Annotated in this window: 26 protein-coding genes; 11 read left to right on the top strand and 15 right to left on the bottom strand. The window is 36.6% G+C overall.

Annotated elements, in window-relative coordinates; all coding sequences use genetic code 11:
• Window positions 1-34: 34 nt before the first annotated feature.
• From CRS_RS23695 to rsfS, 9 genes are all read right to left on the bottom strand, one after another.
• On the bottom strand, window positions 35-1,837 hold the full coding sequence (locus tag CRS_RS23695) for a hypothetical protein (protein ID WP_228451339.1): 1,803 nt from the start codon (window positions 1,835-1,837) through the stop codon (window positions 35-37).
• Between the two features lie 241 nt (window positions 1,838-2,078).
• Entirely contained in the window at window positions 2,079-2,399 is a 321-nt protein-coding gene (locus tag CRS_RS23690; RefSeq protein WP_142726413.1) for a helix-turn-helix domain-containing protein, read from the bottom strand.
• Between the two features lies 1 nt (window position 2,400).
• The gene (locus tag CRS_RS23685) at window positions 2,401-2,817 is read right to left on the bottom strand and encodes a transposase (protein ID WP_142726412.1); all 417 of its coding nucleotides are present in this window, start codon (window positions 2,815-2,817) and stop codon (window positions 2,401-2,403) included.
• Between the two features lie 97 nt (window positions 2,818-2,914).
• Window positions 2,915-3,907 carry a Two component regulator three Y domain-containing protein gene (locus CRS_RS23680; protein ID WP_142726411.1) on the bottom strand — a complete coding sequence of 331 codons (993 nt, stop codon included), beginning with the start codon at window positions 3,905-3,907 and terminating at the stop codon, window positions 2,915-2,917.
• A gap of 447 nt (window positions 3,908-4,354) precedes the next feature.
• Window positions 4,355-5,011: a phosphatidylserine decarboxylase family protein gene (locus tag CRS_RS23675; protein WP_142726410.1), complete on the bottom strand. Its 657-nt coding sequence runs from the start codon at window positions 5,009-5,011 to the stop codon at window positions 4,355-4,357.
• A gap of 4 nt (window positions 5,012-5,015) precedes the next feature.
• Window positions 5,016-5,888, bottom strand: a complete 873-nt coding sequence (locus CRS_RS23670) for a phosphatidate cytidylyltransferase (protein WP_142726409.1) — start codon at window positions 5,886-5,888, stop codon at window positions 5,016-5,018.
• A 23-nt stretch (window positions 5,889-5,911) separates the two neighbouring features.
• Window positions 5,912-6,493 carry an LUD domain-containing protein gene (locus tag CRS_RS23665; protein ID WP_142726408.1) on the bottom strand — a complete coding sequence of 194 codons (582 nt, stop codon included), beginning with the start codon at window positions 6,491-6,493 and terminating at the stop codon, window positions 5,912-5,914.
• Between the two features lie 134 nt (window positions 6,494-6,627).
• On the bottom strand, window positions 6,628-8,649 hold the full coding sequence (gene ftsH / locus CRS_RS23660; RefSeq protein WP_142726407.1) for an ATP-dependent zinc metalloprotease FtsH: 2,022 nt from the start codon (window positions 8,647-8,649) through the stop codon (window positions 6,628-6,630).
• 20 nt (window positions 8,650-8,669) lie between these two features.
• Window positions 8,670-9,035, bottom strand: a complete 366-nt coding sequence (rsfS, locus tag CRS_RS23655) for a ribosome silencing factor (RefSeq protein ID WP_142726406.1) — start codon at window positions 9,033-9,035, stop codon at window positions 8,670-8,672.
• 87 nt (window positions 9,036-9,122) lie between these two features.
• Between rsfS and CRS_RS23650 the strand changes: the two genes are divergently transcribed.
• Window positions 9,123-9,836, top strand: coding sequence for a biotin--[acetyl-CoA-carboxylase] ligase (locus tag CRS_RS23650; RefSeq protein ID WP_142726405.1), 714 nt, complete (start codon window positions 9,123-9,125; stop codon window positions 9,834-9,836).
• On the opposite strand, the gene CRS_RS23645 is transcribed toward CRS_RS23650, so the two are convergent.
• The 4 genes from CRS_RS23645 to CRS_RS23630 all read right to left on the bottom strand — a co-directional run bounded on the left by CRS_RS23645 (window position 9,830) and on the right by CRS_RS23630 (window position 13,237).
• Complete coding sequence (locus tag CRS_RS23645; RefSeq protein ID WP_142726404.1) at window positions 9,830-10,942, bottom strand: LptF/LptG family permease; 1,113 nt, start codon at window positions 10,940-10,942, stop codon at window positions 9,830-9,832. The genes CRS_RS23650 and CRS_RS23645 overlap by 7 nt on opposite strands.
• A gap of 6 nt (window positions 10,943-10,948) precedes the next feature.
• The gene (tgt, locus tag CRS_RS23640) at window positions 10,949-12,079 is read right to left on the bottom strand and encodes a tRNA guanosine(34) transglycosylase Tgt (protein WP_142726403.1); all 1,131 of its coding nucleotides are present in this window, start codon (window positions 12,077-12,079) and stop codon (window positions 10,949-10,951) included.
• Window positions 12,080-12,146: 67 nt separating this feature from the next.
• Complete coding sequence (locus tag CRS_RS23635) at window positions 12,147-12,515, bottom strand: DUF4296 domain-containing protein (protein ID WP_228451338.1); 369 nt, start codon at window positions 12,513-12,515, stop codon at window positions 12,147-12,149.
• A 5-nt stretch (window positions 12,516-12,520) separates the two neighbouring features.
• The gene (locus CRS_RS23630; RefSeq protein ID WP_142726401.1) at window positions 12,521-13,237 is read right to left on the bottom strand and encodes a polyprenol monophosphomannose synthase; all 717 of its coding nucleotides are present in this window, start codon (window positions 13,235-13,237) and stop codon (window positions 12,521-12,523) included.
• A 238-nt stretch (window positions 13,238-13,475) separates the two neighbouring features.
• Between CRS_RS23630 and CRS_RS23625 the strand changes: the two genes are divergently transcribed.
• The 5 genes from CRS_RS23625 (at window position 13,476) to CRS_RS23605 (ending at window position 17,873) form a co-directional block, all read left to right on the top strand.
• Window positions 13,476-14,144: a DUF4271 domain-containing protein gene (locus CRS_RS23625; RefSeq protein ID WP_142726400.1), complete on the top strand. Its 669-nt coding sequence runs from the start codon at window positions 13,476-13,478 to the stop codon at window positions 14,142-14,144.
• Window positions 14,145-14,156: 12 nt separating this feature from the next.
• Complete coding sequence (locus tag CRS_RS23620) at window positions 14,157-14,897, top strand: uroporphyrinogen-III synthase (protein ID WP_041461971.1); 741 nt, start codon at window positions 14,157-14,159, stop codon at window positions 14,895-14,897.
• A gap of 170 nt (window positions 14,898-15,067) precedes the next feature.
• Window positions 15,068-17,110: a S9 family peptidase gene (locus CRS_RS23615; RefSeq protein WP_142726399.1), complete on the top strand. Its 2,043-nt coding sequence runs from the start codon at window positions 15,068-15,070 to the stop codon at window positions 17,108-17,110.
• 15 nt (window positions 17,111-17,125) lie between these two features.
• Entirely contained in the window at window positions 17,126-17,500 is a 375-nt protein-coding gene (locus CRS_RS23610; protein WP_142726398.1) for a four helix bundle protein, read from the top strand.
• Window positions 17,501-17,534: 34 nt separating this feature from the next.
• The gene (locus tag CRS_RS23605) at window positions 17,535-17,873 is read left to right on the top strand and encodes a hypothetical protein (protein WP_142726397.1); all 339 of its coding nucleotides are present in this window, start codon (window positions 17,535-17,537) and stop codon (window positions 17,871-17,873) included.
• A gap of 109 nt (window positions 17,874-17,982) precedes the next feature.
• On the opposite strand, the gene CRS_RS23600 is transcribed toward CRS_RS23605, so the two are convergent.
• Window positions 17,983-18,468, bottom strand: coding sequence for an SRPBCC domain-containing protein (locus CRS_RS23600; protein WP_142726396.1), 486 nt, complete (start codon window positions 18,466-18,468; stop codon window positions 17,983-17,985).
• 201 nt (window positions 18,469-18,669) lie between these two features.
• On the opposite strand from CRS_RS23600, the gene CRS_RS23595 reads away from it, so the two are divergent.
• From CRS_RS23595 to CRS_RS23575, 5 genes are all read left to right on the top strand, one after another.
• A complete protein-coding gene (locus CRS_RS23595) occupies window positions 18,670-20,214 on the top strand; it encodes a sensor histidine kinase KdpD (protein ID WP_131437199.1) in 1,545 nt (514 codons plus the stop codon).
• 154 nt (window positions 20,215-20,368) lie between these two features.
• A complete protein-coding gene (locus CRS_RS23590) occupies window positions 20,369-21,055 on the top strand; it encodes a response regulator transcription factor (RefSeq protein WP_002982671.1) in 687 nt (228 codons plus the stop codon).
• Window positions 21,056-21,134: 79 nt separating this feature from the next.
• Complete coding sequence (locus tag CRS_RS23585) at window positions 21,135-21,779, top strand: hypothetical protein (protein WP_228451337.1); 645 nt, start codon at window positions 21,135-21,137, stop codon at window positions 21,777-21,779.
• A gap of 19 nt (window positions 21,780-21,798) precedes the next feature.
• On the top strand, window positions 21,799-22,161 hold the full coding sequence (locus CRS_RS23580) for a hypothetical protein (protein ID WP_228451336.1): 363 nt from the start codon (window positions 21,799-21,801) through the stop codon (window positions 22,159-22,161).
• A gap of 68 nt (window positions 22,162-22,229) precedes the next feature.
• Window positions 22,230-24,935, top strand: a complete 2,706-nt coding sequence (locus CRS_RS23575) for a TonB-dependent receptor domain-containing protein (RefSeq protein WP_142726393.1) — start codon at window positions 22,230-22,232, stop codon at window positions 24,933-24,935.
• 284 nt (window positions 24,936-25,219) lie between these two features.
• Here the strand turns inward: CRS_RS23575 and CRS_RS24890 are convergent, their stop codons facing one another.
• Window positions 25,220-25,312: an IS3 family transposase gene (locus CRS_RS24890; protein ID WP_373995763.1), complete on the bottom strand. Its 93-nt coding sequence runs from the start codon at window positions 25,310-25,312 to the stop codon at window positions 25,220-25,222.
• Window positions 25,313-25,314 lie beyond the last annotated feature (2 nt).

The raw sequence follows: 25,314 nt of genomic DNA, 5'->3' as shown, positions 1-25,314 counted from the left end.
AATAATCGTACCGGAGCCTTCTTTAAAAACGTCATCATTGTGTGTTTATGCCGTTGAATTCTGCCTGTTGAATTGCCCAGGCGAGCATATTGGCAAAAAGTATTGAATTTTGAACCTGCATTGAGCCTGCAGTATATCCATTTCCTGCATATCCGTAGGCAGATTTCTGAACAGGTAAATATCCCCCCGAGCTTGGTGCTACAAACGGTTCAATAGTATTACTTGTATATTGATTTCCGTTGGCGTTTTCATTACTTAAGAATCCTCCGTCTCCAAACCAGACAAAGTTTAGATTAGTACTTCTTAATCCTGAAATCCCTGTTCTGCTAGTAGTACTGTTGATAGGCTGGGCAAAACTATAAGGAGTAAAACCGCTTGTCAATCCTGAAACATTTACTGTTGTAGAAGCATCTTCACCCCAGTTTTTTCCTCTTACATCTCCAAAAGGACCGTTAAGGACCGGATCATCAGAATTGCTAAGTGCATAGACAGAACCCGCTCCGGCTCCGTTGGCCGCTGAAATTGTAGGATCAGAAAAAATTCCCCTAAGTAAATTTTGTGAAGTAGTTACATCGTCTACAAAAGCAATTACAACTCCTTTTTTATTTAAGTAGGAAGCTATATTACCAGCATCCGTCGTATTAGGTGTATAGCTGTATCCAATTACAACAATATCCGGTTTATTATTAAGCGCTGTCTGAAGAGCAGCTGATGAAGGTGCATTGCCTAAAGATATATGGTTAAAGCCTTCAGATTTAATAATACTTGAAGCAGTAACTCCAAAGTTTGTCGGGGAATCCATAAGACTTCGCGAAGGACCAGTATAAGCACTATAACCATAGACTGTTTCCAGTCCGATATGTAAAACTGTTTTTTTAGGAATGACAACAATTACATTGACAGAACAAGTTGTAGACACTCCTCCCTGACTATCAGAAGTAATTGTAATTGTTTTCACAGATGTAGAAGACGGAGTTCCCGATCCGTTTAAGGTAATATTCTGATTTCCCGTAGAGGTAAATGTTCCGGAGCCACTGAAAGAGATACCATCTACCGTATTCGTGGTAATGGTGTAACTACCCAATGCTGAGACATTGACAGGTAAAGTAATCGTATTGGAAGACGTAAGAGCCGTTCCCACTTTGTACACTCCGTTTACGGTTGCACTTCCACAACTCATGGTATACGTTCCTGAAGGGCTAAGAACAGTAACAGAGACCGCTGGAGTACATGTTACTTCGGTGCCATTAGCATCAATTGCAATATTATCGGTCTGGATATTCTGAGGATTACCCTGGCCCGGGACCTGTACCGTTTGTGTTCCTGTATTAAGGAACACCCCGGTTCCGTAAAAATTATATCCGTTTGAAGTAGTCCCGGTAATTGTATAATTTCCAATCTTTGTTACATTAACCGCAATGCTCAGATAATTGGAATTGGTAAGATCTTTACCTTTCACATAGCTTCCCATTGCTTTGGAATTTGGGCAGTCTACCGTAAAAACAGATTTTCCCATTTGTCCGCAGACACTTTTCCATTCATTATCAGCAAGGCTCCAGTAATTAAGGCAGTCTTCTGTCGTATTGTAAACCGTCAACCCATCATCCTGAGATGTGTTGATTACAATTGCATTTCGCTGGGCCTCAGTTAAACGGGGAATAAATATTCCTTTGTTATTATTACCCGAAACGATATCCAGTACAGAATTGGCATTGGGTGTTGTGGTATTGATCCCTACAGCACCATTAGTGCCTTGAGAATAGTATTTTCCAAAGGCAAAGATCAGCGTTATAAGCAGGACTTTGATCGGAGGCATAGTAAATTTTGTGCTCATCATTGTATAAGTTATAATTGTTTAATACATAAGATTTAAATAAGTCATTTAATTGGGACAAAAATATCATCAACCTACAATTATCAAATCACCTCACAATACGCAATTCTACTCACACGTAGTAAAACTCACAAACAGCTATAATTTTAAATAAACAAACCCACAAATAAAGAAATTCAGTTATTCCATCAAACCTTATTTAATTAAAAAAAACATACTTCAACTTAAACAGATTTCATATCCTTCATATTTTAAAAATAGCCTTCCACCGGGCAATTGTATTCCGGCTTATTTTAAAATGGCTGCTAAGCTGAAGATTGGTAAGTTTATTTTTCTGCTGATATCTGAGAATTTTCAAAACAGACTCTTTATCATAAGAACGCAGTTGTTGATTATTAATCCCGGTTGTATAGTCAGGTTCCCCAAAAATTAACTGATTAAATTTCAGAACGTCAATAGCAGAATACAGTGATTCAAGTTGATATCTGACGTGAGCATCTGTTAATTTTTCAGGAAATTTCTCCTCAAGAATGTCAGTATAAATCTGTTTGTAATCAGGCATCATTTTATATTTTTTTCATCCATTTATATAAGGTTGTCTTGGGAATCTTATATCGTTCAACCGCTTCACCGGCGGTCATTGTTCCCGTCTCTATCTTCTCAAGTATAAAATCCTTTATTTCCTTTGTATAGATATTCTTCCTGAAGATGATTGTATTTTCCTTATCCTTTCCCGCCTTTTGAATTCTTACAAGCGGTGGAGCATACAAAATCAAATGCCCTGTATAAAACCTGAAAAAATCAAATTTCAAAAGTTTGCACCATTTCAACAGAACTTCAGTATCAATGCTTTTGGCATTATACATTTTTTCTATGTCATCTTCTGTTTTGTCTAAAAAGCGGCAGATTCTTTCTATGGGAAGCCCATATTCTTCCACTTTAGATCTGATCAGTGGTCCGATATGAATGTTCTTAATATTCATCACAACATTTTTATTTAAAAATATTGACAAGAAAAACAATAAAAACCATCAGACACTACTTAAGACTACGTATGAGTAATAAAAATCGGAATTCTGTTTAAATTTTAATAAGGTAACTATTGATATTGATCTCAGAAGGAATATTGAGTTTTTTTCGTATTCTGTATTTTTTGCTTTCTACTGCGCGAATGCTGTTATTGGTACATTGTGCGATCTTCTTCGTATCAAAATCAAGTTTCATTAAAGCACAGAAATATAATTCAGAATGGATCAGATTAGGGTTTATTTTTAGAATTTCCGGAATAAAATAAGGAAAAAACACTTGAAATTTTTCAAAAAAGACCGGAGAGTTAGTTTCTGCCAGATTCAGTATCTCCTGAATATTTTCTTCTGAAAGATGATTGATAAGCATCTGATGCTTCATCAGTTCTGTATTTGTTTTGACAAGATCTTTGATGGTAGAGTCTTTTACTTTTTTATCGGTTATCAAACCGTTAATAAGTTCATCTTTCTGTGTAATAAAGACAATATCCATCAGAAAAGAGGCAATAGAGAACAAAATATTCAATGATTTTATTATTTTAAAATCCTTTTTTTCTAAAAACCGGCTTTTAGGCAGGAAGTCAAAATCAAAGTACAGGCATATAATAAAGTTAATACTGATCATTAAAGTAATAAAAAAAATAGAATAGGCATCTTTTTTATAGTTTAAAAAAAACGGGACAGCAAACAGAAGACAAAAATAAAAATACTCTACACCAGCATTTTTGTAAGTATAAATATTAAAGAAGTTGACTATAAACGTAAGTAAAACAAATATTCCGATAATGAAAGGTTTCAAAATTGTTTTAAATCGTTTTGTCTTTCCTTTTACAGCCATTAAAAACAACCAGAAAAAAGTAATAACCGTAAGAAATGTTGAGATCAGCTTATCTCCGAAAAAAGTAATAATAAAAATGGAATAAAATAGAAATATGAAAAATAACAAAAGCAGATACCGGTTAATAAGATTCAGATAGCTGCTTTCAAAACCATCATCCATTTTCTCTGCTTCATCGTTGATCACTTTAAAGAAAAACTTATAAATCATCCTGTTGTTTTTTTATGTTTTCACAAGCTCAAATTGGCATTTGCACTACTGAAAGCATAAATTTTCCAATGTTAATAGCTTTTAAACGACATAAAAACTGACCAAGCAAAACAGCTGTCTGTAATTTCAGTGATAAAAGAATATGATTCGTGTTTTTCCATTCTAATTTAGTAAAAATCTGATTAGTTTATTCAACAAACCTGATCAATATAAAAAAAATCAGCACTTAAAATCATATGTCATATTCAGTCATTTTCTGTATGGGTATAAAAGCGTTTATAACCTGTGTTTGTGTAGCTGCAAAATTATTGATCTGTACAAATAAGCTTTAATCCCTCAGTACTCAATATCACTCATGCGTAGTTAAACTCAACAAAATATACCCCCTATAAAGCAAAAAAGAGAGCCTTAATGACCCTCTTTTTGCGTTTATATTTAATAAGAATTTTAATTTTCCTTCAGTTTGGCAATTACATCCAAACCTCCTTTCGTGATATCCCCGATCTTACAGATAATCTCAGTATCCAAAGGCAGGAAAACATCCATTCTGGAGCCGAATTTGATAAACCCGAACTCGTGTCCTGCTTTTGCTTTATCACCTTCATTACAGTAGAATACTATCCTTCTGGCTACATATCCGGCAATCTGTCTGAAAACTACTTTATGGTTGGTGAAAGTTTGTACTGCTACTGTAGTTCTTTCATTTTCCGTAGAAGACTTTTCATGCCATGCCACCAGATATTTCCCCGGGTGATATTTCTTATAGATAACTTCTCCCGAAACCGGATATCTACAGATGTGAACATTCAATGGAGACATAAAAATAGAAACCTGAATTGCTTTCCCTTTTATAAATTCATCCTCTTCTACTTCTTTGATCATTACCACTTTTCCGTCCACCGGAGCGATCACATTTTCTCTGTGGTCAAGAATATTACGGTTTGGAACTCTGAAAAACCAGAAGACTAAACTGTAAATAACCAACAAAGGCATGATGATCAACAGTGACCATATTTTAAGGAAATAAATCGCTAAAGCGCTTACAATAATAAAAAGTATAGTCGCAACGGTAATCGTTCCTTTTGATTCTCTATGTAATTTCATGAGATTAAATAAATTTTTCTAAAATAAAGTACAAATATACGACAGGAACGCAGATAATAAAACTATCCAGCCTGTCTAAAACTCCTCCATGTCCCGGAATGATGTTTCCACTGTCTTTCACACCGAAATTTCTTTTCAATTGACTCTCTACCAAATCTCCTAATGGAGCAAAGGCTGCAACCAAAAATCCTACAATCATCCAGTTTCCTCTCAATTCAGGCTGATAATGTTCAATAAAATAAGATAAAATCAATGTTAAAACAACTCCTCCGGCATATCCTTCCCATGTTTTTTTGGGAGAAATTTTAGGAGCCATTTTATGTTTACCAAAAAACTTCCCTACCAGATAAGCAAAGGTATCACTACTCCAGATCAGAATAAACAGGAACAGAACCTCAAGAGAAAAATGATCACTATAACTGGAGAACTTAGGTAAGCCTAATGCAAAACTGAACGGCAGAGCTACGTAAATAACGGTAAAAATAAGTTTTCCGCTGTCGAAATATAATTCGTTAGGATATTTGAATAAAGTCACCACAGCAATGCCAATAAGAGCCAGGGCTAATATTTCACTGAGTCTGAAATCAAAAAAGAAATCATGGTTAAAATATCTTTTGGAAAAAATATAAAATATAAAAATGACCAATGGGTATACCACCCATTTTTCGTACCCATTTCCAAATTTCATGATTTTTACACATTCCCATGTTCCGACGATCAGCAACAAGCTCATTAACCCATAATAAAGATATTGCTGTTTGATAAGTCCCGGGGCAATGCTGTTCAGCAGTTGTGCTCCAAGCGGAGTAGAACAAAGAATAATGATGGCTACATAAACGATACCTGATACGGTTCTTTGAATGAGATTTTTATCCAAAATTTAAAATTTAGAAGTGGTTGCTAATCTTCAAGCAGCAATAAAAACAGTTTTGTATTGGCGTTGGAAGAACTGTCCATTTTGGATTGGCTTCCGCTGATAGAAGTAAGGTTTTTGATATTTCCGTTTCTTTTTATTTTCCCCATAGCATCATTCAGGTTGTTTACAATCTGAGAAACATTGGCAATGATGATAATTTTATCGGGAAGCCTTGAGGAATGATAATGAAGAATATTGTTATGCGAAAGCATAATTCTTCCGTCATAGGCGATCAGGTATTCACAGGTGATGAATGCTGCATCATTTGGCTGCTGCAGTTCTGAGGTATAAGAAGTTTTCACCACGTTCAAAAAGTTCTGAAGTTCTTTATCCCAGCAGAAGAGATTGTGGATACCTTCTATTTTGATAATTTGATTTAAAGTTTGTAGAGCCTCCGCTTCATCTGCACAATAATTAAAAAATCCTCCCGAATGCGTAAATAATTGGGCAAACTTATAGTCGAGATCCGCATTTTTCAGCGAATCTCCAAGCTTCTCCAGGCTCTGTTTTTCATCTTCTTCAGGCTGGTTGGTAAGTTTGCTTACAATCCTCTTGAATAAATTCAACTTAATCTATTTTTAGTCAACTTTATACAAAAATAGAAAATAAATTACAATAGTGTCCAAAATATCTCTTTAAATATGAAAAAACCTGACAATTTCAAAGTTGTCAGGTTGTATTCATTCTATTTTTAAGAGCTTTAAAGCTGTGTTGGGCTTTCGGGAGCCTGTATTTCGCTTTCCTCTTCTTTTTCTTTGATCTGAGGAGCATCCTCTACTACCGGCTGATCTTTTACAGGAATAGTATTGGTTACCGGTTTCTCTGTCAATTCTGGATCCCATGCTCTTTTTCCGAATATTTCTTCTAAATCTTCACGGAAGATCACTTCTTTTTCTAATAATTTACTTGCTAAAGCGTCAAGCTTGTCTTTATTCTCAGCAAGAATTCTTACCGCTCTCTCGTATTGATTTTCAATGATTGACTTGATTTCTGCATCAATCTTTGTAGCAGTTTCTTCAGAATATGGCTTTCCGAAGTTATATTCAGACTGGCCTGAACTGTCATAGTAAGAGATATTACCGATATTCGGACTTAAACCATAGATGGTAACCATTGCCTGAGCTCTCTTGGTGACCGTTTCCAGATCAGAAAGCGCTCCTGTTGAAATATTATTGAAAATCACCTGCTCTGCCGCTCTACCTCCTAACGTTGCACACATTTCGTCCAGCATTTGCTCAGTAGTCGTAAGCTGTCTTTCTTCAGGAAGATACCATGCTGCTCCTAATGAACGTCCCCTTGGTACAATCGTCACTTTTAAAAGCGGTGATGCGTGCTCTACCAGCCAGGAAATAGTAGCATGTCCAGCCTCGTGGTAAGCCACTCTTCTTTTTTCAGAAGGTTTGATGGCTTTGTTTTTCTTCTCAAGACCTCCGATGATTCTGTCCACAGCATCAAGAAAATCCTGCTTTGTAACTGATGTATGGTTATTTCTTGCGGCGATAAGTGCTGCTTCATTACAAACGTTGGCAATATCTGCACCACTGAATCCAGGGGTCTGTTTTGCAAGGAATTCTCTGTCTACATTGTCATCAAGCTTAATCTTTTTCAAGTGAACGTCAAAGATCTGTCTTCTTTCATGAAGCTCCGGCAGGTCTACATAAATAGAACGGTCAAAACGTCCTGCTCTCATCAAAGCTTTATCAAGGATATCGGCCCTGTTGGTTGCAGCCATTACGATAACATTCGTATCGGTTCCGAAACCATCCATCTCTGTAAGAAGCTGGTTCAATGTATTTTCTCTTTCGTCGTTTCCGCCGGAGAAATTATTCTTTCCTCTTGCACGTCCGATAGCATCAATCTCATCGATAAAGATGATCGCCGGAGATTTTGCTTTGGCCTGGGCAAAAAGATCTCTCACTCTTGAAGCGCCTACCCCCACAAACATTTCAACAAAATCAGAACCCGACAGTGAGAAAAACGGAACTTTAGCTTCCCCTGCAACAGCTTTTGCCAATAAGGTTTTACCTGTTCCCGGAGGGCCTACCAAAAGGACTCCCTTAGGAATTTTACCTCCCAGTTTTGTATATTTCTCAGAGTTTTTAAGAAAATCCACAACTTCCTGAACCTCTTCTTTTGCTCCTTCAAGTCCTGCAACATCTTTGAATGTTACCTGAATCCTTTCTTTTTCGTCAAAAAGTTTCGCTTTAGATTTTCCAATAGAGAAGATTTGTCCGCCAGGGCCTCCTCCTCCACCCATCTTCCTGAAAAGAAGAAAGTAGAATAACCCTAGAATTGAAATCCAAACCAGTGCAGGAACTAAAATATCCATTAAGGCACTTTTACCTGTTCCGTAATCTTTAGTTGTTTTGATTGCCGGATTGGTCGCTTTGATCTGTTCAAATTTCTGAAGGAAAAGCTGAAGATCTCCGTATTTCAAAGAAAAATCTGCTTTAGGAGTCATATCTAACGCCGAAAAAGGGTTGTTTTCCTTTCCTGTTTTGGAAACCATTGCTGATTTTGCCTCTTTTGTAAGGAAAACATCAGCTTTCTCTATGTCTTTGTATATAATTATATTCTGGACTTTCCCCGCCTGCATTTCTCTAAAGAAACCATCCTCATCAATAGATTTTGCACTATCACCTCCAAGGAAATTGGAGCCAAAAAATAGCAAAAGAGCTATGATTGCAATGGGAAAGAACCAGTTGAATCCTTTATTATTCATTTAAACTTTTTAAAATTTTATTACTCATTTTCAATTTTGGTAATGACGGCGTCACCCCAAAGCTCTTCTATATCATAGTACTCACGTACCTGTTTTTGAAATATATGAACCACCACTGAAACATAATCTACCAATACCCACATTGCATTTTCCGTACCTTCTACATGCCAAGGTCTGTCCTTCAGTTCGTTTCTCACTTTTTTCTCTACACTCCCTGCCAATGCAGAAACCTGTGTATTTGAGTTTCCACTACATATCACGAACGTCTCTGCTACGGAGTTTTCGATGTTGGAAAGATCAAAGATCATAATGTCCTCTCCTTTTACATCCTGGATAGCTTCAACGATTTTATCTATTAACGCTTGTTTTTCTGCTGTTTTATTCATTAAAAAAATACTATAATCTGCAAATTTATTGTTTTTTCTTTACTTTAACCTTACTTTTACCCTCTTAATGTCTTAAAGTTTTCTTAAATGAGCCAACTCTTCTACCTGAAAGAATGTTCTTCTACTAATGACGAAATATCAAAGTTTTTACTTTACGGAGATTCAAATTTTATAGGGCTTCATACTTTTAATCAAACTAAAGGCCGTGGTCAGTATGGAAATATCTGGACTCAGACTGCCGGAAAAAATCTGGCTTATACGCTGGCAGTGAATACTCAGAACATCTTGTGCTCCGACTTTATATTCAATTATTATACCGCAATGGTTATCCGGGATTTCCTTGCCAAATTGTCTGACTCTGAGGTAAAGATCAAGTGGCCGAATGATATCATCCTTAAAGGTAAAAAAATCGTTGGAATTTTAATAGAAAAGAAAAAAATTAATCAAAATAATTATTTCATCATAGGAGCCGGGATTAACATTCTTCAGGAAAATTTTGACGAAATATCTCATGCAGGATCACTCCTGACGCAGACAGGCATTCATTTTGATCTGGAAGAGCTTGCTTTGAATCTGCATGAATATCTGTGCGAAAAACTAAAAAATATCCCTCCCGACCAGAAAATACTGGATGGATTTAACAAAAACCTTTTCAGAAAAGATCAGATATCAGTCTTTGAAATTGAAAAAGAACGACAAAATGGCATCATCCGTAATGCAGACGAAAAAGGTGAACTTTGGATCGAGCTGGAAGACGGAATGCGCTCCTTTTATCATAAGGAAGTAAAACTCCTTTACTGATTGGCTCTTTTAATGTAAAGATAAAGCGTAAGTGGCAAAAACACCATATTGGGCAGCCACATCGCTACAGCCGGAGACAAGCTTTTGTTTTCAGAAACCACTTTTAGGGCTTCAAATGAAAACACGAAAATAAAAGCCAATGAAATCCCTATGGCAAGGTTGATACCCAATCCCCCTCTTTTCTTTTGTGATGACAGGGAAAGCGCCAGGAATGTCAGAATAATGATCGAAACAGGCATAGATGTTCTTTGGTGAAGCTCATTCAGGTAAGAATTCAGGTTACTGTTTCCTCTTGCCTTTTCTCTTTCAATAAATTTTAAGAGTTCGGGGGTGGTTTTATTTTGTCCCAGAAGCTCATTAGGAAAAAGTTCTTCCGGTGAATGTCCATAATTTTTTCTTAATTCGATTCCGTTATTCAGCTTTTCGGTATTGTCCCTGTTGATTGTTTTTTCTAAATAATTATTTAAAACAAACTGTTTTTTTTCTTTGTCCCAATATACTTCGCTCGCTTTCAGCTCATAAGTCATTTTTCTATCTTTATCATATTTCTGATAAACGAAACTTGATCCTCTTTTCTCTCTCTTATTCCAGGAATCAACAAAAATGTATTCTGTTTTGCTCAGCTGTGAGGAGGCCGGAGCCGTTCCCAAAATCTTTTCTTTATTGGCTGCATTATATGTATAGGCCTCCAGCTCATTTTTCTTGATATTAGCCCATGGCAGCACCATATGATATACCACCAGAGCAATCAGACCGATAAAAATGGAGGTAAGGAGGTAAGGTTTGGAAAACCTGTGAAAGCTTGCTCCACTACTGATAATGGCAACAATTTCGGTATTATTTGCCATTCTGGAAGTAAAATAGATCACCGAAATAAAAACCAGAATGGAAAGAAAGGTCACCACAAGATTGATAATCCAGAACGGATAAAAATGAACAAGGAAATACATCAGATCCAGCTTCGGATCAATGGCTTTCGCATTTTCTATCCTTGGAATCTTCTGCTGAACATCAATTACCAATACGACTATAGACAACAATACCAACATGAAACTGAACGTTCCAAGGTATTTTTTAATGATATATCTGTCTACAATTTTAAGCATACTCTCTTACAGTCTTTGTCTAAGAACCGGCACCACTGAGTTTTTCCATTCATAGAAATCTCCGGCAATAATATGTTCTCTTGCTACTTTTACCAAATCCAGGTAGAATGCAAGATTATGAATTGAAGCAATCTGTTTTGCCAGGTATTCTTTAGATACAAACAGGTGACGAAGATACGCTTTTGAATATTCACGATCTACAAAACTGGTCCCAAATTCATCCAGAGGCGAAAAATCACGCTTCCATTTTTCATTTTTAAGATTCATCACCCCCTGCCATGTGAAAAGCATTGCATTTCTTGCATTTCTTGTCGGCATTACACAATCCATCATATCAATTCCCAGTCCGATAGACTCCAGGATATTCCATGGAGTACCCACTCCCATCAGGTATCTTGGTTTTTCTTTCGGAAGGATATCTGTCACTTCATCTGTAATTCTGTACATTTCTTCTTCAGGCTCTCCAACGGAAAGTCCTCCAATGGCGTTTCCTTCTGCTCCTGCTTCAGAAATCACTTCTGCAGAGATTTTTCTGAGATCGGAGTAAGTAGATCCCTGAACAATCGGGAAAAGTCTTTGCTTGTGTCCGTATAATTCGGGATTATTATCTGTCCATTCAATACATCTTTTCAGCCAGCGATGGGTGAGCTCCATAGATGATTTTGCCTGGTTATATTCGCATGGATAAGGAGTACATTCATCGAAAGCCATAAAAATATCGGCTCCGATCTGTCTTTGAATTTCCATTGATCTCTCAGGAGAAAACATGTGATAACTTCCATCGATATGAGATTTGAATCTTGCCCCTTCTTCCGTCATCTTTCTGTTACTGGCCAGAGAAAAAACCTGAAAACCTCCGGAATCGGTAAGAATAGGAAGGTCCCAGTTCATGAATTTGTGTAAACCACCTGCATCCTGCATCGTTTCCATTCCAGGACGAAGATAAAGGTGATAGGTATTTCCCAGAATGATCTGGGCTTTAATGTCTTCTTTTAATTCTCTCTGATGAACTGTTTTCACACTTGCAACAGTTCCCACAGGCATAAAAATAGGCGTTTGAACCTTCCCGTGATCTGTGGTAATTTCCCCTGCTCTGGCTTTTCCTTCAGAGGTTTTTTCTATATTAAAAAATTTCATCTCTATACTTTTTTGATACACTGTTTTTCTCAGTGACTTTCTGCAGGACAGAAACTCCGGTGACACTTTACCTTACCAAAGGTGTTACAGGACCACTTTCTTTCTGTTTATCCTTTACATATTTTTCTGCTTTGGGATCTTTCTTCAGCAATTTTTCCTGAGCATCATTGGCAATCCCATCCATTTCTTCTTTAATTACATAGTATTTGAAACTGTCTACAAAGTCATCAGGTTTTACGTTATGTGACTTCAGGACAGCTCTTGTACCTGCTTCCATGTTTTTGTCAGGGTATACAAAGATAGCCTGATCATTGATCGCAAGATCGGCAATGATTTCTGCCATCATATCTTTATCGATCAGGTTTTTAGGCTTATCAATATAATCACCACACGAAAACAGGCTCAGTAAAACGAAAATAAAGATTAGCTTTTTCATCAGTTTCATAATCTGTTGATGATTGATTTCCATTTTAAGTTCAATACTCCAAAAACAGCTTCATGGATTATTCCGCCGTTCATTTTGCTTTCTCCTAAAATTCTGTTGGTAAATATAATAGGAACTTCCACAATTCTGAAACCTTTTTTAAATGCTCTGAATTTCATTTCTATCTGAAATCCATATCCTTTCAGTTTTACATTGTCCAGCCCTATTTCCTCCAACACTTTTCTTGAAAAACAGACAAAGCCTGCTGTGGTATCATGAATAGGCAGTCCCAATACAAACCTTACATATTTTGATGCGAAGTAAGAGAGCAATACCCTTCCCATAGGCCAGTTCACTACGTTCACTCCTTTTGAGTAACGGGAACCGATTGCCATATCAGCATTGATACATGCTTCAAACAGCTTAGGCAGATCATTTGGATTATGTGAAAAATCGGCATCCATTTCAAAAATATAGTCGTACTTATTTTCAATAGCCCATTTAAATCCGTGAATATATGCCTTTCCCAACCCATCTTTCACATGCCTTACCGACAGGTGGAGATAATGTGGATATTGCTTCTGTAATTCTTTTACAACCTCTGCTGTTCCATCTGGAGAAGTATCATCCACCACTAAGATATGAAAGTCATCCTCCAATGCAAAAACTGCGGAAATAATATTTTCAATATTTTCCTTTTCGTTATACGTTGGGATGATGACGAGTTTTTTCATTTCAGTTTGCAAAGATAGTTTATTTAACCTTTTTATTTTATACAAAATAATCTATAATTTTGCAAAAATATTTCTCAGGGATTGAGCGGATGAAACAGAAACTTTTATTCAACAGATCTGAACAGTACGTAAAATCGGTGAGAGCAAATATTTTAACTGCAAATTCATGGATCTGACAGGAAAATCTGTGCCGGGCTGTGTTATATTGAAGTTAAATAATAAATAAAAAACTTAAATTTTGCCATCATCACAACACTTCATCAATCACGTAAGAATACCTGAGAACAATGATTGGGTAATCTTTATTCTTGTAGGCTGTATATTTTTATACGTTTTTATGATGAACGTTATAGAGAGAGATGCCAGTCTCAAAGATTTTCTGCTTCAGAAATATTTTGATGCAAGTAACAACCTTCCCAGCTGGATTATCACTTCCTGTGTCACTACCCTTACTCTTTCTGTACTAATTTCACAGTATATCCCTATTGTGCCTAAATTTATTGCCGATCTTCAGCTTTTAGGCTATCAGCTTAATAAATTCGGATATACTTTGCTGGCAGTGCTATTTTTTTATCTCATAAAATCAACATTAGGTTTTTTATTTTATCAAAGTATAGGGGATGGAAAAAAATGGACTATTTTTTATTTTACCTCCACAAAGTTTTATTTCATTCTTTCATTTTTACTGATCATTCTTTGTGTAGCCCATTATTACTTCCCGATAGACAGAAATAAAATGTTTTTATATTATTTCTGCTTCTTTTCTTTTGTATTCATTTTCAAAGTTTTTTTCTATTTATTTCACAAGAACAAGATTCTTCCAGAGAAATGGTATTATAAATTTTTGTATATTTGCACCCTCCAAATCGCACCATTATTATTGCTTTGGAAGTTGTTATTTTTTTAATAAAAGTCAATGATGAGAATAAAGTCTATATTGGTTTCTCAACCAGCGCCTAGTGAGTCTTCTCCATATCTGGATATAGCGAAGAAGGAAAAAATAAAGATTGATTTCCGTCCATTTATCCACGTCGAAGGAGTTGACAATAAAGAGCTCAGAACACAGAAAATAGATCTGACGCAGTATACCGGTATTATTTTTACCAGTAAAAATGCGATTGACCATTACTTCAGACTAGCAGAGGAATTGCGTTTTGCTGTTCCGGATACGATGAGATACATCTGCCAGTCGGAAGCAATTGCCAACTATCTTCAAAAGCATATTGTGTACAGGAAAAGAAAAATCAGCTTTGGGGAGAAAAATTTCTCAGACCTGCTTCCTCTTTTCAAAAAGTTTCCAACTGAAAAATATCTGTTGCCATCTTCAGATGTTTTAAGCCCGGATATTGTAAAAACCATGGATGCATCTAATGTAGACTGGACAAGAGCAATCATGTACCGTACCGTATGCAGCGACCTTACGGATATCAATGTCAAAGATTATGACATGTTGATATTCTTCAGCCCGCAGGGGATCAAATCACTGCAACAAAATTTCCCTGACTTCAAGCAGGAAGAAACCAAAATCGGAGTTTTTGGAAACACGACTTTGGCAGCTGCAGAAGAAGCGGGATTAAAAGTAGATTTAATGGCGCCTACGAAGGAAACTCCTTCAATGACAATGGCCCTGGAAAAGTATATTAAAGCACTTCACAAATAGTCTTTACTATAAAAATACAATCAACCATCTTTTCAATAAAGGGAAGATGGTTTTTTTTTACCTAAATTTGAACAAAAATTAACATTGAACAAGACATCTGTGTAAACCGCTTACTTTCAGAAGAAAAGTGCAGACAGATGCTGCTCTATAAAAAAAACCAAAATATCCGGATGAAAGTTCCACAGGCAAAAAAAATAGAAAAAATATTAGAAACCCACGGTGATAAAAGGATTGATAATTACTTCTGGCTGAATGAAAGGGAAAACCCTGAAGTCATCCAATATATTGAAGAAGAAAATGCTTACGAGGAATTCATCATGAAAGATACTGAAGCTCTTCAGGAAGAGCTGTTCGAAGAGATGAAAGCACGGTATAAAAAGGATGACGAATCCCTTCCTTATTTCTTTAATGAGTACTGGTATATTGTGCGTTATGAAGAAGGCAAGGAATATCCTATTTTCTGCAGAAAGCATAAGAGCCTCGACAACGAAGAGGAAATCGTACTTGACGTTAATACTCTGGCAGAAGGCAAAGATTTTTTTGAAGTAGGAAGTGTAGCCGTAAGCCCAAACAACGAACTGGCATCTTTTTCGTCGGATGACGTGGGAAGAAGAATTTACACCCTTAATTTTAAAAACTTAAAGACCGGTGAAATCCTTCCCGATACTATCCTGAACACAACAGGAAAAGCAGTATGGGCGAATGACAACCAGCATGTTTTTTATATCAGAAAAGATAAAAGCCTTCGTGCATTCCAGGTGTACAGACATCAATTGGGAACAGATTCAGCAGAAGATATCCTGATCTTCCACGAAGAGGATGACACGTTTGACGTCAATGTATTTAAGACAAAATCTTTAGAGTATATTTTCATTGCCAGCTCAAGTACTATTTCTGATGAGCACCGTTTTATCCCTTCTGATAATGTATTTGCTGAATGGACAGTGATCCAGCCAAGAATAGATGACCTTGAATATTCAGTAGAGCATTACGAGGACGAATTTTACATCATTACCAATGCTGATGATGCGATCAACTTCAAGATTGTAAAAACAAAAATAGATAACTGTGGGATGGAAAACTGGATAGACGTTATTCCGCACCGCGCAGAAGTTTTACTGGAAGGTTTTGAAATTTTTAAGGACTACCTGGTTCTTGAAGAAAGAGAAAAAGGACTGCTTCAGATCAAAATCATTGATGAGAAAACTAAGGAGTCTTACTATCTACCTTTTTCAGATCCAACTTATACCGCTTATATTGGGATCAATCTGGAATTTGATACAGAGATCTTACGTTATGGCTATACGTCTCTTACACAGCCAAGCTCTACCTATGAGTATAACATGAAGGAAAAGACCACAAAACTACTGAAACAGCAGGAAGTTCTGGGTGGAAAATTCATCCCTGAAAATTATATTTCAGAAAGAATATGGGCAGATTCCAGAGACGGAAAAGTAAAAGTTCCTATTTCATTAGTCTACCATAAAGACACCAAAAAATCAGCTGACACTCCACTTCTTCTGTATGGATATGGAAGTTATGGACATACTGTAGATGCCAGCTTTTCCAATGTAAGATTATCTATTCTTGACAGAGGCTTTATTTATGCCATTGCTCACATCCGTGGTGGAGAGTATTTGGGAAGAGAATGGTATGAGGACGGAAAAATGTTATTCAAGAAAAATACATTCTTTGATTTTATAGATGCAGGAAAACATTTAATCAAAGAAAATTATACTTCATCGAGACATATGTACGCGATGGGAGGAAGTGCCGGAGGTCTGTTGGTAGGTGCCGTGGTCAACTATGAGCCTCAGCTATTCAACGGAATCGTAGCACAGGTTCCTTTCGTAGATGTTGTTACGACCATGTTAGATGATACCATCCCTTTGACTACCGGAGAATATGATGAATGGGGAAATCCGAATGATGAGGAATATTACCATTACATGAAAGATTACTCTCCCTATGATAATGTAGAAGCTAAAGACTATCCACATATGCTTATCACAACAGGATTCCACGATTCACAGGTGCAGTATTGGGAACCTGCCAAATGGACGGCAAAACTTAGAGAACTAAAGACAGACAATAATATTTTAGTCTTTAAAACCGACATGAGTTCCGGACATGGAGGAGCAAGCGGAAGATTTGAATCTCTGAAAGAAGATGCATTGGAGTATGCGTTTCTGTTAAAGATAAATGATAATTGATAAAAGATAATTGATATGATTACGGACAACAACTACAACCAGATGTTTGCACAAAAGACTAAATCTTTAACCATTGCAATCATTAATGAGTTGTCTGATATTTCATATTCTGATAAAATATCAAATATAAGGAAACAAGTTTTCAGATCTGTTTCATCCACAGCAAGCAACTATAGAGCAATGTGCAGAGCCAGATCTACCAAAGAAAAATATTCCAAAATATGCATTGTTGTAGAAGAAGCTGACGAAACTTTATTCTGGCTGGAGTTAATAGATGAACCCCATATACTAAAAAAAGAAAATTTAGATATTCTTATTAACGAAGCCAGTGAAATTTTGAAAGTAACCTCTGCTTATAAAAGGAAATTAGGTGAAGAATTAAAACGTTAACAAGATCAATTATTAATCATCATTTATCAATTATATGAACGAGTCCGAATATTGGAAAAAAATAGAACAGTTCTTCGAAGACAACTTTCAGACAGAGAAGAACCCTCCTATTGAAACTCTTTTGTTTCTGATAGGATTACAGGAGTTGGGAAGTGGCCAGCAGAAATATACCAAAGACGACAAGGTAAACCTTATTCACATTGCTGTATGCAGGCTGCTTGAGCCTTTTGGATATTATAAATTTACACACTATGAAGACGGGTGGCCGCAGTTTGAAAAACTGGAAGAACTTCCTGAATTAAAGCCAAACGAGCAGACTCTGCTTATGAAAAAGGCTATTATTCAGTATTTCCAGGAAGAAGAGCTTTTATAAAGGCTGGAAAATGGAAGTTAAGTTATAACTTAACTTCCAGTACATACAAAGAGGATTTTCTATGGAAAATCCTCTTTTTTATAAATAATTATTTTTAACATGTTCAAATTTATCCAATCAGTTCCTCCAGCTGGTTCAATCCCATGGTAAACCCTTGTTCGAACCCCATATCCATCATCTTCTTCATTACATCCTGAGACTGGTAATGAATATTAATAGTGACTTTGGTACCTTCTTCCACTCCTGTAAAGCCGATCAGCCATTTTGACATTGGAAAATCTTCATTGATATTTCCTTTTTCATCACAAAAAGCACTCATCCAGTCAAAACTTCTGTGTTCTGTAATTTCTCCATATTCTGACTGGGAATACCCTTTTTCTCCATTAGGCCCTACCATGGCATAAAACCAAACTCCTCCTTCTCTGAAATCCTGGCTTACCGTTTCGCACTTCCATGGCTTAGGTCCCCACCATTTATCCAACAGTTCGGCCTTGGTAAAATAGTTCCATACTGTCAAAACATCAGCCTTATACATCTTCATGACATAAGTGCTGAGTTCGTCAAAATCTTTGTTGAAAGTGATATTAGATTCCATAAATATTTATTTTTAATAAAGTTAGCACTTTATTTACTGAAAGGGACTTTTCATATGGCAAGTAAAATATAATTCATAAATAATTGTTAAAAAACACTCTTTTAAGAAAAAAAAAACAATTTTTTGGCTCGTTTTTTGTTTATGTAGTCTTAAAACAATTAATTTTAACATTCATCTTTCCAAAACATATATAATTAAATAATGAATAACAAATTCATCCCAATAATTTCGGTGTTTATGACGATCTCACTGATTGTCTTTGTGACGCTCCAATTTTATTGGTTGAAAGGCTATTACGGCGTACTGGAACAGGATTTTTCGAATAAAGTGTATGCGGTTTTGGAAAGTACTTCAAAAAGTATTGAAGAGATTGAAGCTGACAAGTACCTGAATCAGGATTACAAAGATTTCAGAAAAAATATTATTGCCAACAGTAAGCAGCCATCCTTAACTACGATTCAGCAGGTGGAAGATTCCGGCACCCAGAGACAGATCATCTATTCCAAAAACATTATTGAAAAAACGCAGCTTCCGATTTCTCAAAAAGGAGATTCTATTAAGCTGACAACGCTATATACAGACGAGGCAGCCTACAAAATAAAGAGAGATACGACCAATCGCGAACTTCTTACCACGGATATTAACCAGGAAATCGAAACCGGTGATTATTCCATGAAGGAGTTTGTGAAGGTATACGGAAATAATCTTCCCATTACCAAAAGAGTTGATTCAAAAACGCTTGATTCCGTTATTGCGAAAGAGCTTAAAATAAGAGGAATTACGGCTAAATTCGGATACGGAGTTCTTGACCGTAACAACAAACTTACAAGTATAGCAAACAAAGCTTACAAAGAGAAAAAAGACAGCAATACCTACAGCTTCCCTTTATTTGCAGATAAGAAAAATACCTTATACAGCCTTGCATTGGTATTCCCTAAAAAAGAATATTCCCTGGCGATGAACAACTGGCCAATGCTGCTCGGAACATTCCTTTCTCTTCTTACCATTCTTGGGATTTACATTATTTCCATCAATTATATGATGAGACAGAAGAAGCTTGCTGAAGTAAAAACCGACTTCATCAACAATATGTCCCATGAGTTTAAAACACCATTGGCAACCATTTCTGTCGCAACAGATTCATTGGCTAATGACAAAATTGCTACCAATCCGGATAAGGTGAAATATTATTCCGAACTGATCAAGCAAGAGAACCTGAGGATGAAAAAGCAGGTGGAAAACGTCCTTAATATGTCGAAGCTTGAAAGAAATGAAGTAGAGCTTTTCCTAAAAGAAACCAATGTCAGGGAACTTATCAAAAAAACTACAGAATCTTTCAATCTGATTGTACAGCAAAGAAACGGAACCCTTACACAGGAGTTCAATGCCACTCATTATAATTTTAAAATAGACGAATTCCATATCTCAAACATGCTGGTCAACTTACTGGATAATGCCAATAAATATTCTCCTGAAGCACCGGAAATACATGTGAAAACAAGAAATGAAGGACACTGGTATGTGATTGAAATTTCTGATAAAGGAATGGGAATGGATACTCAGAATAAAACTAAAATTTTCGAGAAATTCTTCAGGGAAGAAACCGGAAATATACACAACGTAAAGGGACAGGGATTAGGACTTTCCTACGTTAAAAAAATTGTGGAACTGCACAAAGGACAGATTATCGTGGACTCTCATAAAGGAAAAGGAAGTACGTTTACGATCAAGCTGCCGATGAGCTAGAAAGATAAATGACAGATGATAAGCGATAAATGATAAAAATCTCTTTTACATCAATGATCATTCATCAATTATAAAAAGTAAAACCAAATATCAAAATATAGAAGATAGAGTGAGAAAGTTCATTCTTAATTGTTAATTTTTAATTATTAAAATTATGAGCAACAGAATATTATTAGTAGAGGACGATCAGAGTTTCGGGGCGGTGCTTAAAGATTATTTGACCATCAATAATTTTGAAGTAACTCTTGCCACTGATGGAGAGCAGGGACTTAAAGAATTTACAGAAAATGAATTCGACATCTGCATATTTGACGTAATGATGCCTAAAAAAGACGGGTTTTCATTAGCGGAAGACGTAAAAAAGATTGATAAAAATACACCGATCATATTCCTTACCGCAAGAAATATGAGAGAAGATATCTTAAAGGGATACCAGTTAGGCGCTGATGATTATATCACAAAACCTTTCGATACTGAGCTTCTTTTATACAAAATCAAGGCAATTCTTCAGAGAAGTTCCACTTTGGAAAATGAAGAACAGGAGCAGTTCAAGATCAGCAATATCTTCTTTGATTCTATGCTGAGACAGCTGAAAGTAGGTGATAAGGAATACAAGCTTTCTCCTAAAGAAAATGAATTATTGAAGCTTCTTTGCATTCACAGAAATGATTTCATGCCGAGAGATCTTGCTTTAAGAAAGATCTGGAAAAAAGAAAATTATTTTACGGCAAGAAGTATGGACGTATATATTGCAAAACTTCGTAAGCTGTTAAAAGATGACGAGGGCTTGGAAATCATCAATGTTCATGGAGAAGGATTTAGACTTTTGGTAAAAAATTAATCCAAAAATCAAATTATAAGTATAAAATTAGCAAAACAATTGAAAATGTTTTGCTAATTTTGTTTTCATACCCATGGATATGAAGAATACATTTATTGGTTTTATCGCCGTATCACTATTAGCTGCATCCTGTAAAAAGGATGAAAGAGCTACCTATTTAAAAGAAGAAGCTAGCGCCGGACAACCGAACGTTGCCTTTAATACCACCTCAAAAACAGCGCTGATGGATCAGGCAGGCATTCAGTCTAATCCAACCCCCGCTCCTATGGCTACAGCTCCGGGGATGAATCCTCCACACGGACAGCCGGGACACCGATGCGATATTCCTGTGGGACAACCTTTGAACGGACAACCTGCTGCAGCTGCTCCTTCAACACAAAATGTAAATGTGAACGGAGGCAACACCATACAGATTGACCCGAATGCTGTATCACCTGGAAAAATTACCCTTGATAACAACGGAAAGCAGGTAAAAACGGCTCCGGGAATGAATCCGCTCCACGGGCAGCCCGGACATCGATGTGATATTCCTGTAGGACAACCATTAAACAGCAAGCCTGCTCCGGCTCCTCAATCCGTTCAAAATGCAGTACAGACAACTCCGACCCCGTCTCCTGCACCTGCTGCACAGAATCTCGCAATGGGAGAAAAACCAAAATTAAATCCTGCCCATGGTGAACCGTGGCACAGCTGTTCTCTGAAAGTTGGTGATCCTTTGCCATAAATTTCTTATTTTTGCAGATATGAAGCTGTTTCACCTACTTGCTATAGTATTTTGTCTGGGAATCTTTCTGGTTCCCAAGGATAATTTCTATGCGCAGGAAATGCAGGAAACATGCTGTAAAGCAGAGTCTTACAAGAAAACGAACTGCTGTAAAAATCATTCTTCAAAAAAGGAAAGCAAACATGATAAAACAAAATCATGTAATGATGACTGTTGCTCATCATGCATTGCCTGCTATACTTTTATTGAAACCCCTTTCTCAAAAAATCTACGTTTGGAACTCTCTTATTACAAAGCGAATAAAAATCCTCAGTTCCAATATTCAGATCCTTATCTTTCAGACCGTTTAAAGGAGATCTGGCAGCCGCCCAAGATAGGTTAATTAAATACCATGGGTTCATTATGCCTTATAATGAACTGTTTTTTTAATTAATTAAAACTTTAAACAAAATGAAATTATATATTTCTAGGTTCATACTTGGTGCATTATTCCTATTTACACAATGTATATCTGCTCAGACACTTTCAAAAAATCAGTTCAAGGTAAAAGGGAACTGTGAAATGTGCAAAACAAGAATTGAGAGTGCAGCTAAAAAAGCAGGTGCCAAAACAGCAGTTTACTCCATTGATCTGCAAACCTTAACGTTAGAAACAGATAAGGTATCTTCTGATGATATTCTGAAAAAGGTAGCAGAAGCAGGACATGACAATGAGAAATTCAAAACGTCTGATGCAACGTACGAAGGGCTTCCGGGATGTTGCCATTACGACAGAGATGTACAACCTTCTAAAGCGGAAACACATCATGAACATCATGCAGATGCTAATGCTTCCGCTAAAAAAGAAAATGAGTTCTACGTAAGAGGAAACTGTGCTTCTTGTAAAGCCAGAATTGAAAAAGCATCAAAAGATGCCGGAGCCGATACTGCAGAATGGAATGCAGAGAAACAAACGGTTACTTTAAATTTTAATCCTTCAAAAACATCATCAGATAAGATTTTAAAGGCTATTGCTGATGCAGGTCATGATAATGAAAAATATAAAGCGTCTGATGCTGTTTACAATGGCCTTCCGGGATGCTGCCTGTATGACAGGGATTTTACCTTTGGTGAACCTAATCCAAAGGTCCATTACGAAGAAGGAGCAAAGCATGAAGATCATAAAGACAATGAAACCTCTGCAACTAAAGAAGATCATTCTCAGCATGAAAAAAGTATTGATGGTGTTGTGGTAACAGGCTCCAAAGCAGCGACAGCTTTAAGCAAAAAAGAAACCGGACTTGTTTTTAATATCGATAAAAAAGAACTGTTAAAGGCTGCCTGTTGTAATCTTTCTGAGAGCTTCGAAACCAATGCAACAGTAGATGTTTCTTTCAGCAATGCGGTTACGGGAACAAAACAGCTGAAAATGCTTGGTTTGGATCAGAAATATACCAGCTTAACAAAAGAGCAGTTGCCAGAAATCAGAGGCCTGGCATCCGCTTATGGATTAAATTTTATCCCGGGAAGATGGATTGAAAGCATCCAGCTTACCAAAGGAGGAAGCACCGTAACGAATGGGTATGAAAGTATTACAGGACAGATCAATACTGAACTTTTGAAGAATGCAAAAACTCCTGAAACCTCATTAAATCTCTTTTCTGACTTCAATGGAAGAGCTGAAATCAATATTACCAATGTTTCTCCTATCAACGATAAATGGTCACAGACATTCCTTCTGCACGGAAACGGAACTTTCGGAAATACGGATATGAATCATGACGGCTTTCTGGACAGACCAAAAGGAACGCAGATCAACGCAGCATATCTGCTGAATTATAACGATCTTGAAAAGTCGGGATTCGGGTCTCACTTCGGAATTAATTTTATCAGAGATGAGAGAACGGCAGGAGAAATTGGTTTTGATAAAAAACTGGGTCAGGACAAACAGCCTTTTTATGGGGTAGGAATCGATATTTCAAGGTTCCAGGTCTGGAATAAAACAGGATATATTTTTAAAGGAAAACCTTATCAGAGTATCGGCTGGATGAATCAGTACGTTTATCATCAACAGGACAGCTTTTTCGGATTGAGAAATTATGCGGGACAACAGCATACGTATTATTCTAATCTAATCTTTGAAAGCATCATTGGAAATACCAACCATAAGTATAAAGCAGGGGCAAGTTTCTTATATGACGGTTATAAAGAAACGTATTTGCTGGATGACATCAGAAGAAATGAAATTGTACCCGGTATTTTTGCTGAATATACTTTAACAGGTTTAAAATATACTTTAGTAGCAGGGTCCAGAGTAGATTTTCATAATCTGGCAGGAACTCAGTTTACACCAAGGCTTAATTTCAAATATGACTTCACACCTCAGACAATTTTAAGACTTTCTGCGGGAAGAGGTTTCAGAACAGCAAATGTATTTGCGGAAAGCCAGCAGTACTTTGCATCAAACAGGGCTATCAATATTTTACCTAACGGAGGAAATATTTATGGATTAAAGCCTGAAATTGCATGGAACTACGGAGCAAGTTTACAGCAGGAATTTAAGTTGTTCGGAAGGAAATCAAGCATTATTGCTGACTTCTTCAGAACAGACTTCCAGGATCAGGTATTGGTAGACCTAGATCAATCTCCTCAACAACTGACATTCTATAATCTGGATGGGAAATCTTTTGCGAATTCATTCCAGACCCAATGGGATTTCATGCCTGTAAAAAATCTAGAGGTAAGACTGGCTTATAAATATTATGATGTACAGGCAGATTATATCGGTGGAAGAAGAGAAGTTCCTTTTATGGCGAAGCACAGAGGATTTGTGAACCTGGCGTATTCAACCAATAAGAATGATAACGACGGATTCTGGAGCTTTGATACTACTTTAAACTGGGTGGGAAAACAGAGACTTCCGGATACATCAACGAATCCGGCAGAGTTTCAGCTGCCAGCCTATTCTGAATCTTACGCTGTTTTGAATGCTCAGATCTCAAGAAATTTCAATAAAAAGATCAGAGCTTATGCAGGAGGTGAAAACCTTACTTCTTATTATCAGAAAAATGCGATTGTAGATTTTAAAAATCCTTTCGGAAGTTATTTTGACGGCGGAATGGTATATGCTCCTATTATGAAGGCGAACTTCTATGTGGGGCTGGATGTGACGTTTTAAAGGCGGGAAGTTGGAAGAATGAAGCTGGAAGTACTGGTATCCACTAAAGTTCTTATTGGGTATAATAATTACTGAAATGTTCTCTGAATACCCAAAAACCTTATAGGTTTCAGAAACCTATAAGGTTTGATTTTTACCATAAGCAGTTAAAATTGCCTCTAATAACGAAAGAAATCCAAGAGTTATGAAAATATCAGGTAAATCCCTTCTTCCATCCTCAAGCTTCCTGACTCAATAAAAAAAATCCGCTTCAATGTAGACTGCACCCAAAAGTTTAGACAAAATTAAACAATATTATTATATGAAAGAGTTCGGTACTGTACCGGACTCTTTCCTTTTAGATTAAGTCTTATCCTGTCGTTATTGTAATAATTGATAT

Source organism: Chryseobacterium sp. ON_d1 (assembly GCF_006829085.1).
Classification (GTDB): domain Bacteria; phylum Bacteroidota; class Bacteroidia; order Flavobacteriales; family Weeksellaceae; genus Chryseobacterium.
The sequence above is the reverse complement of the archived record's forward strand: the minus strand, read 5'-3'. Positions and strand labels throughout refer to the sequence as shown.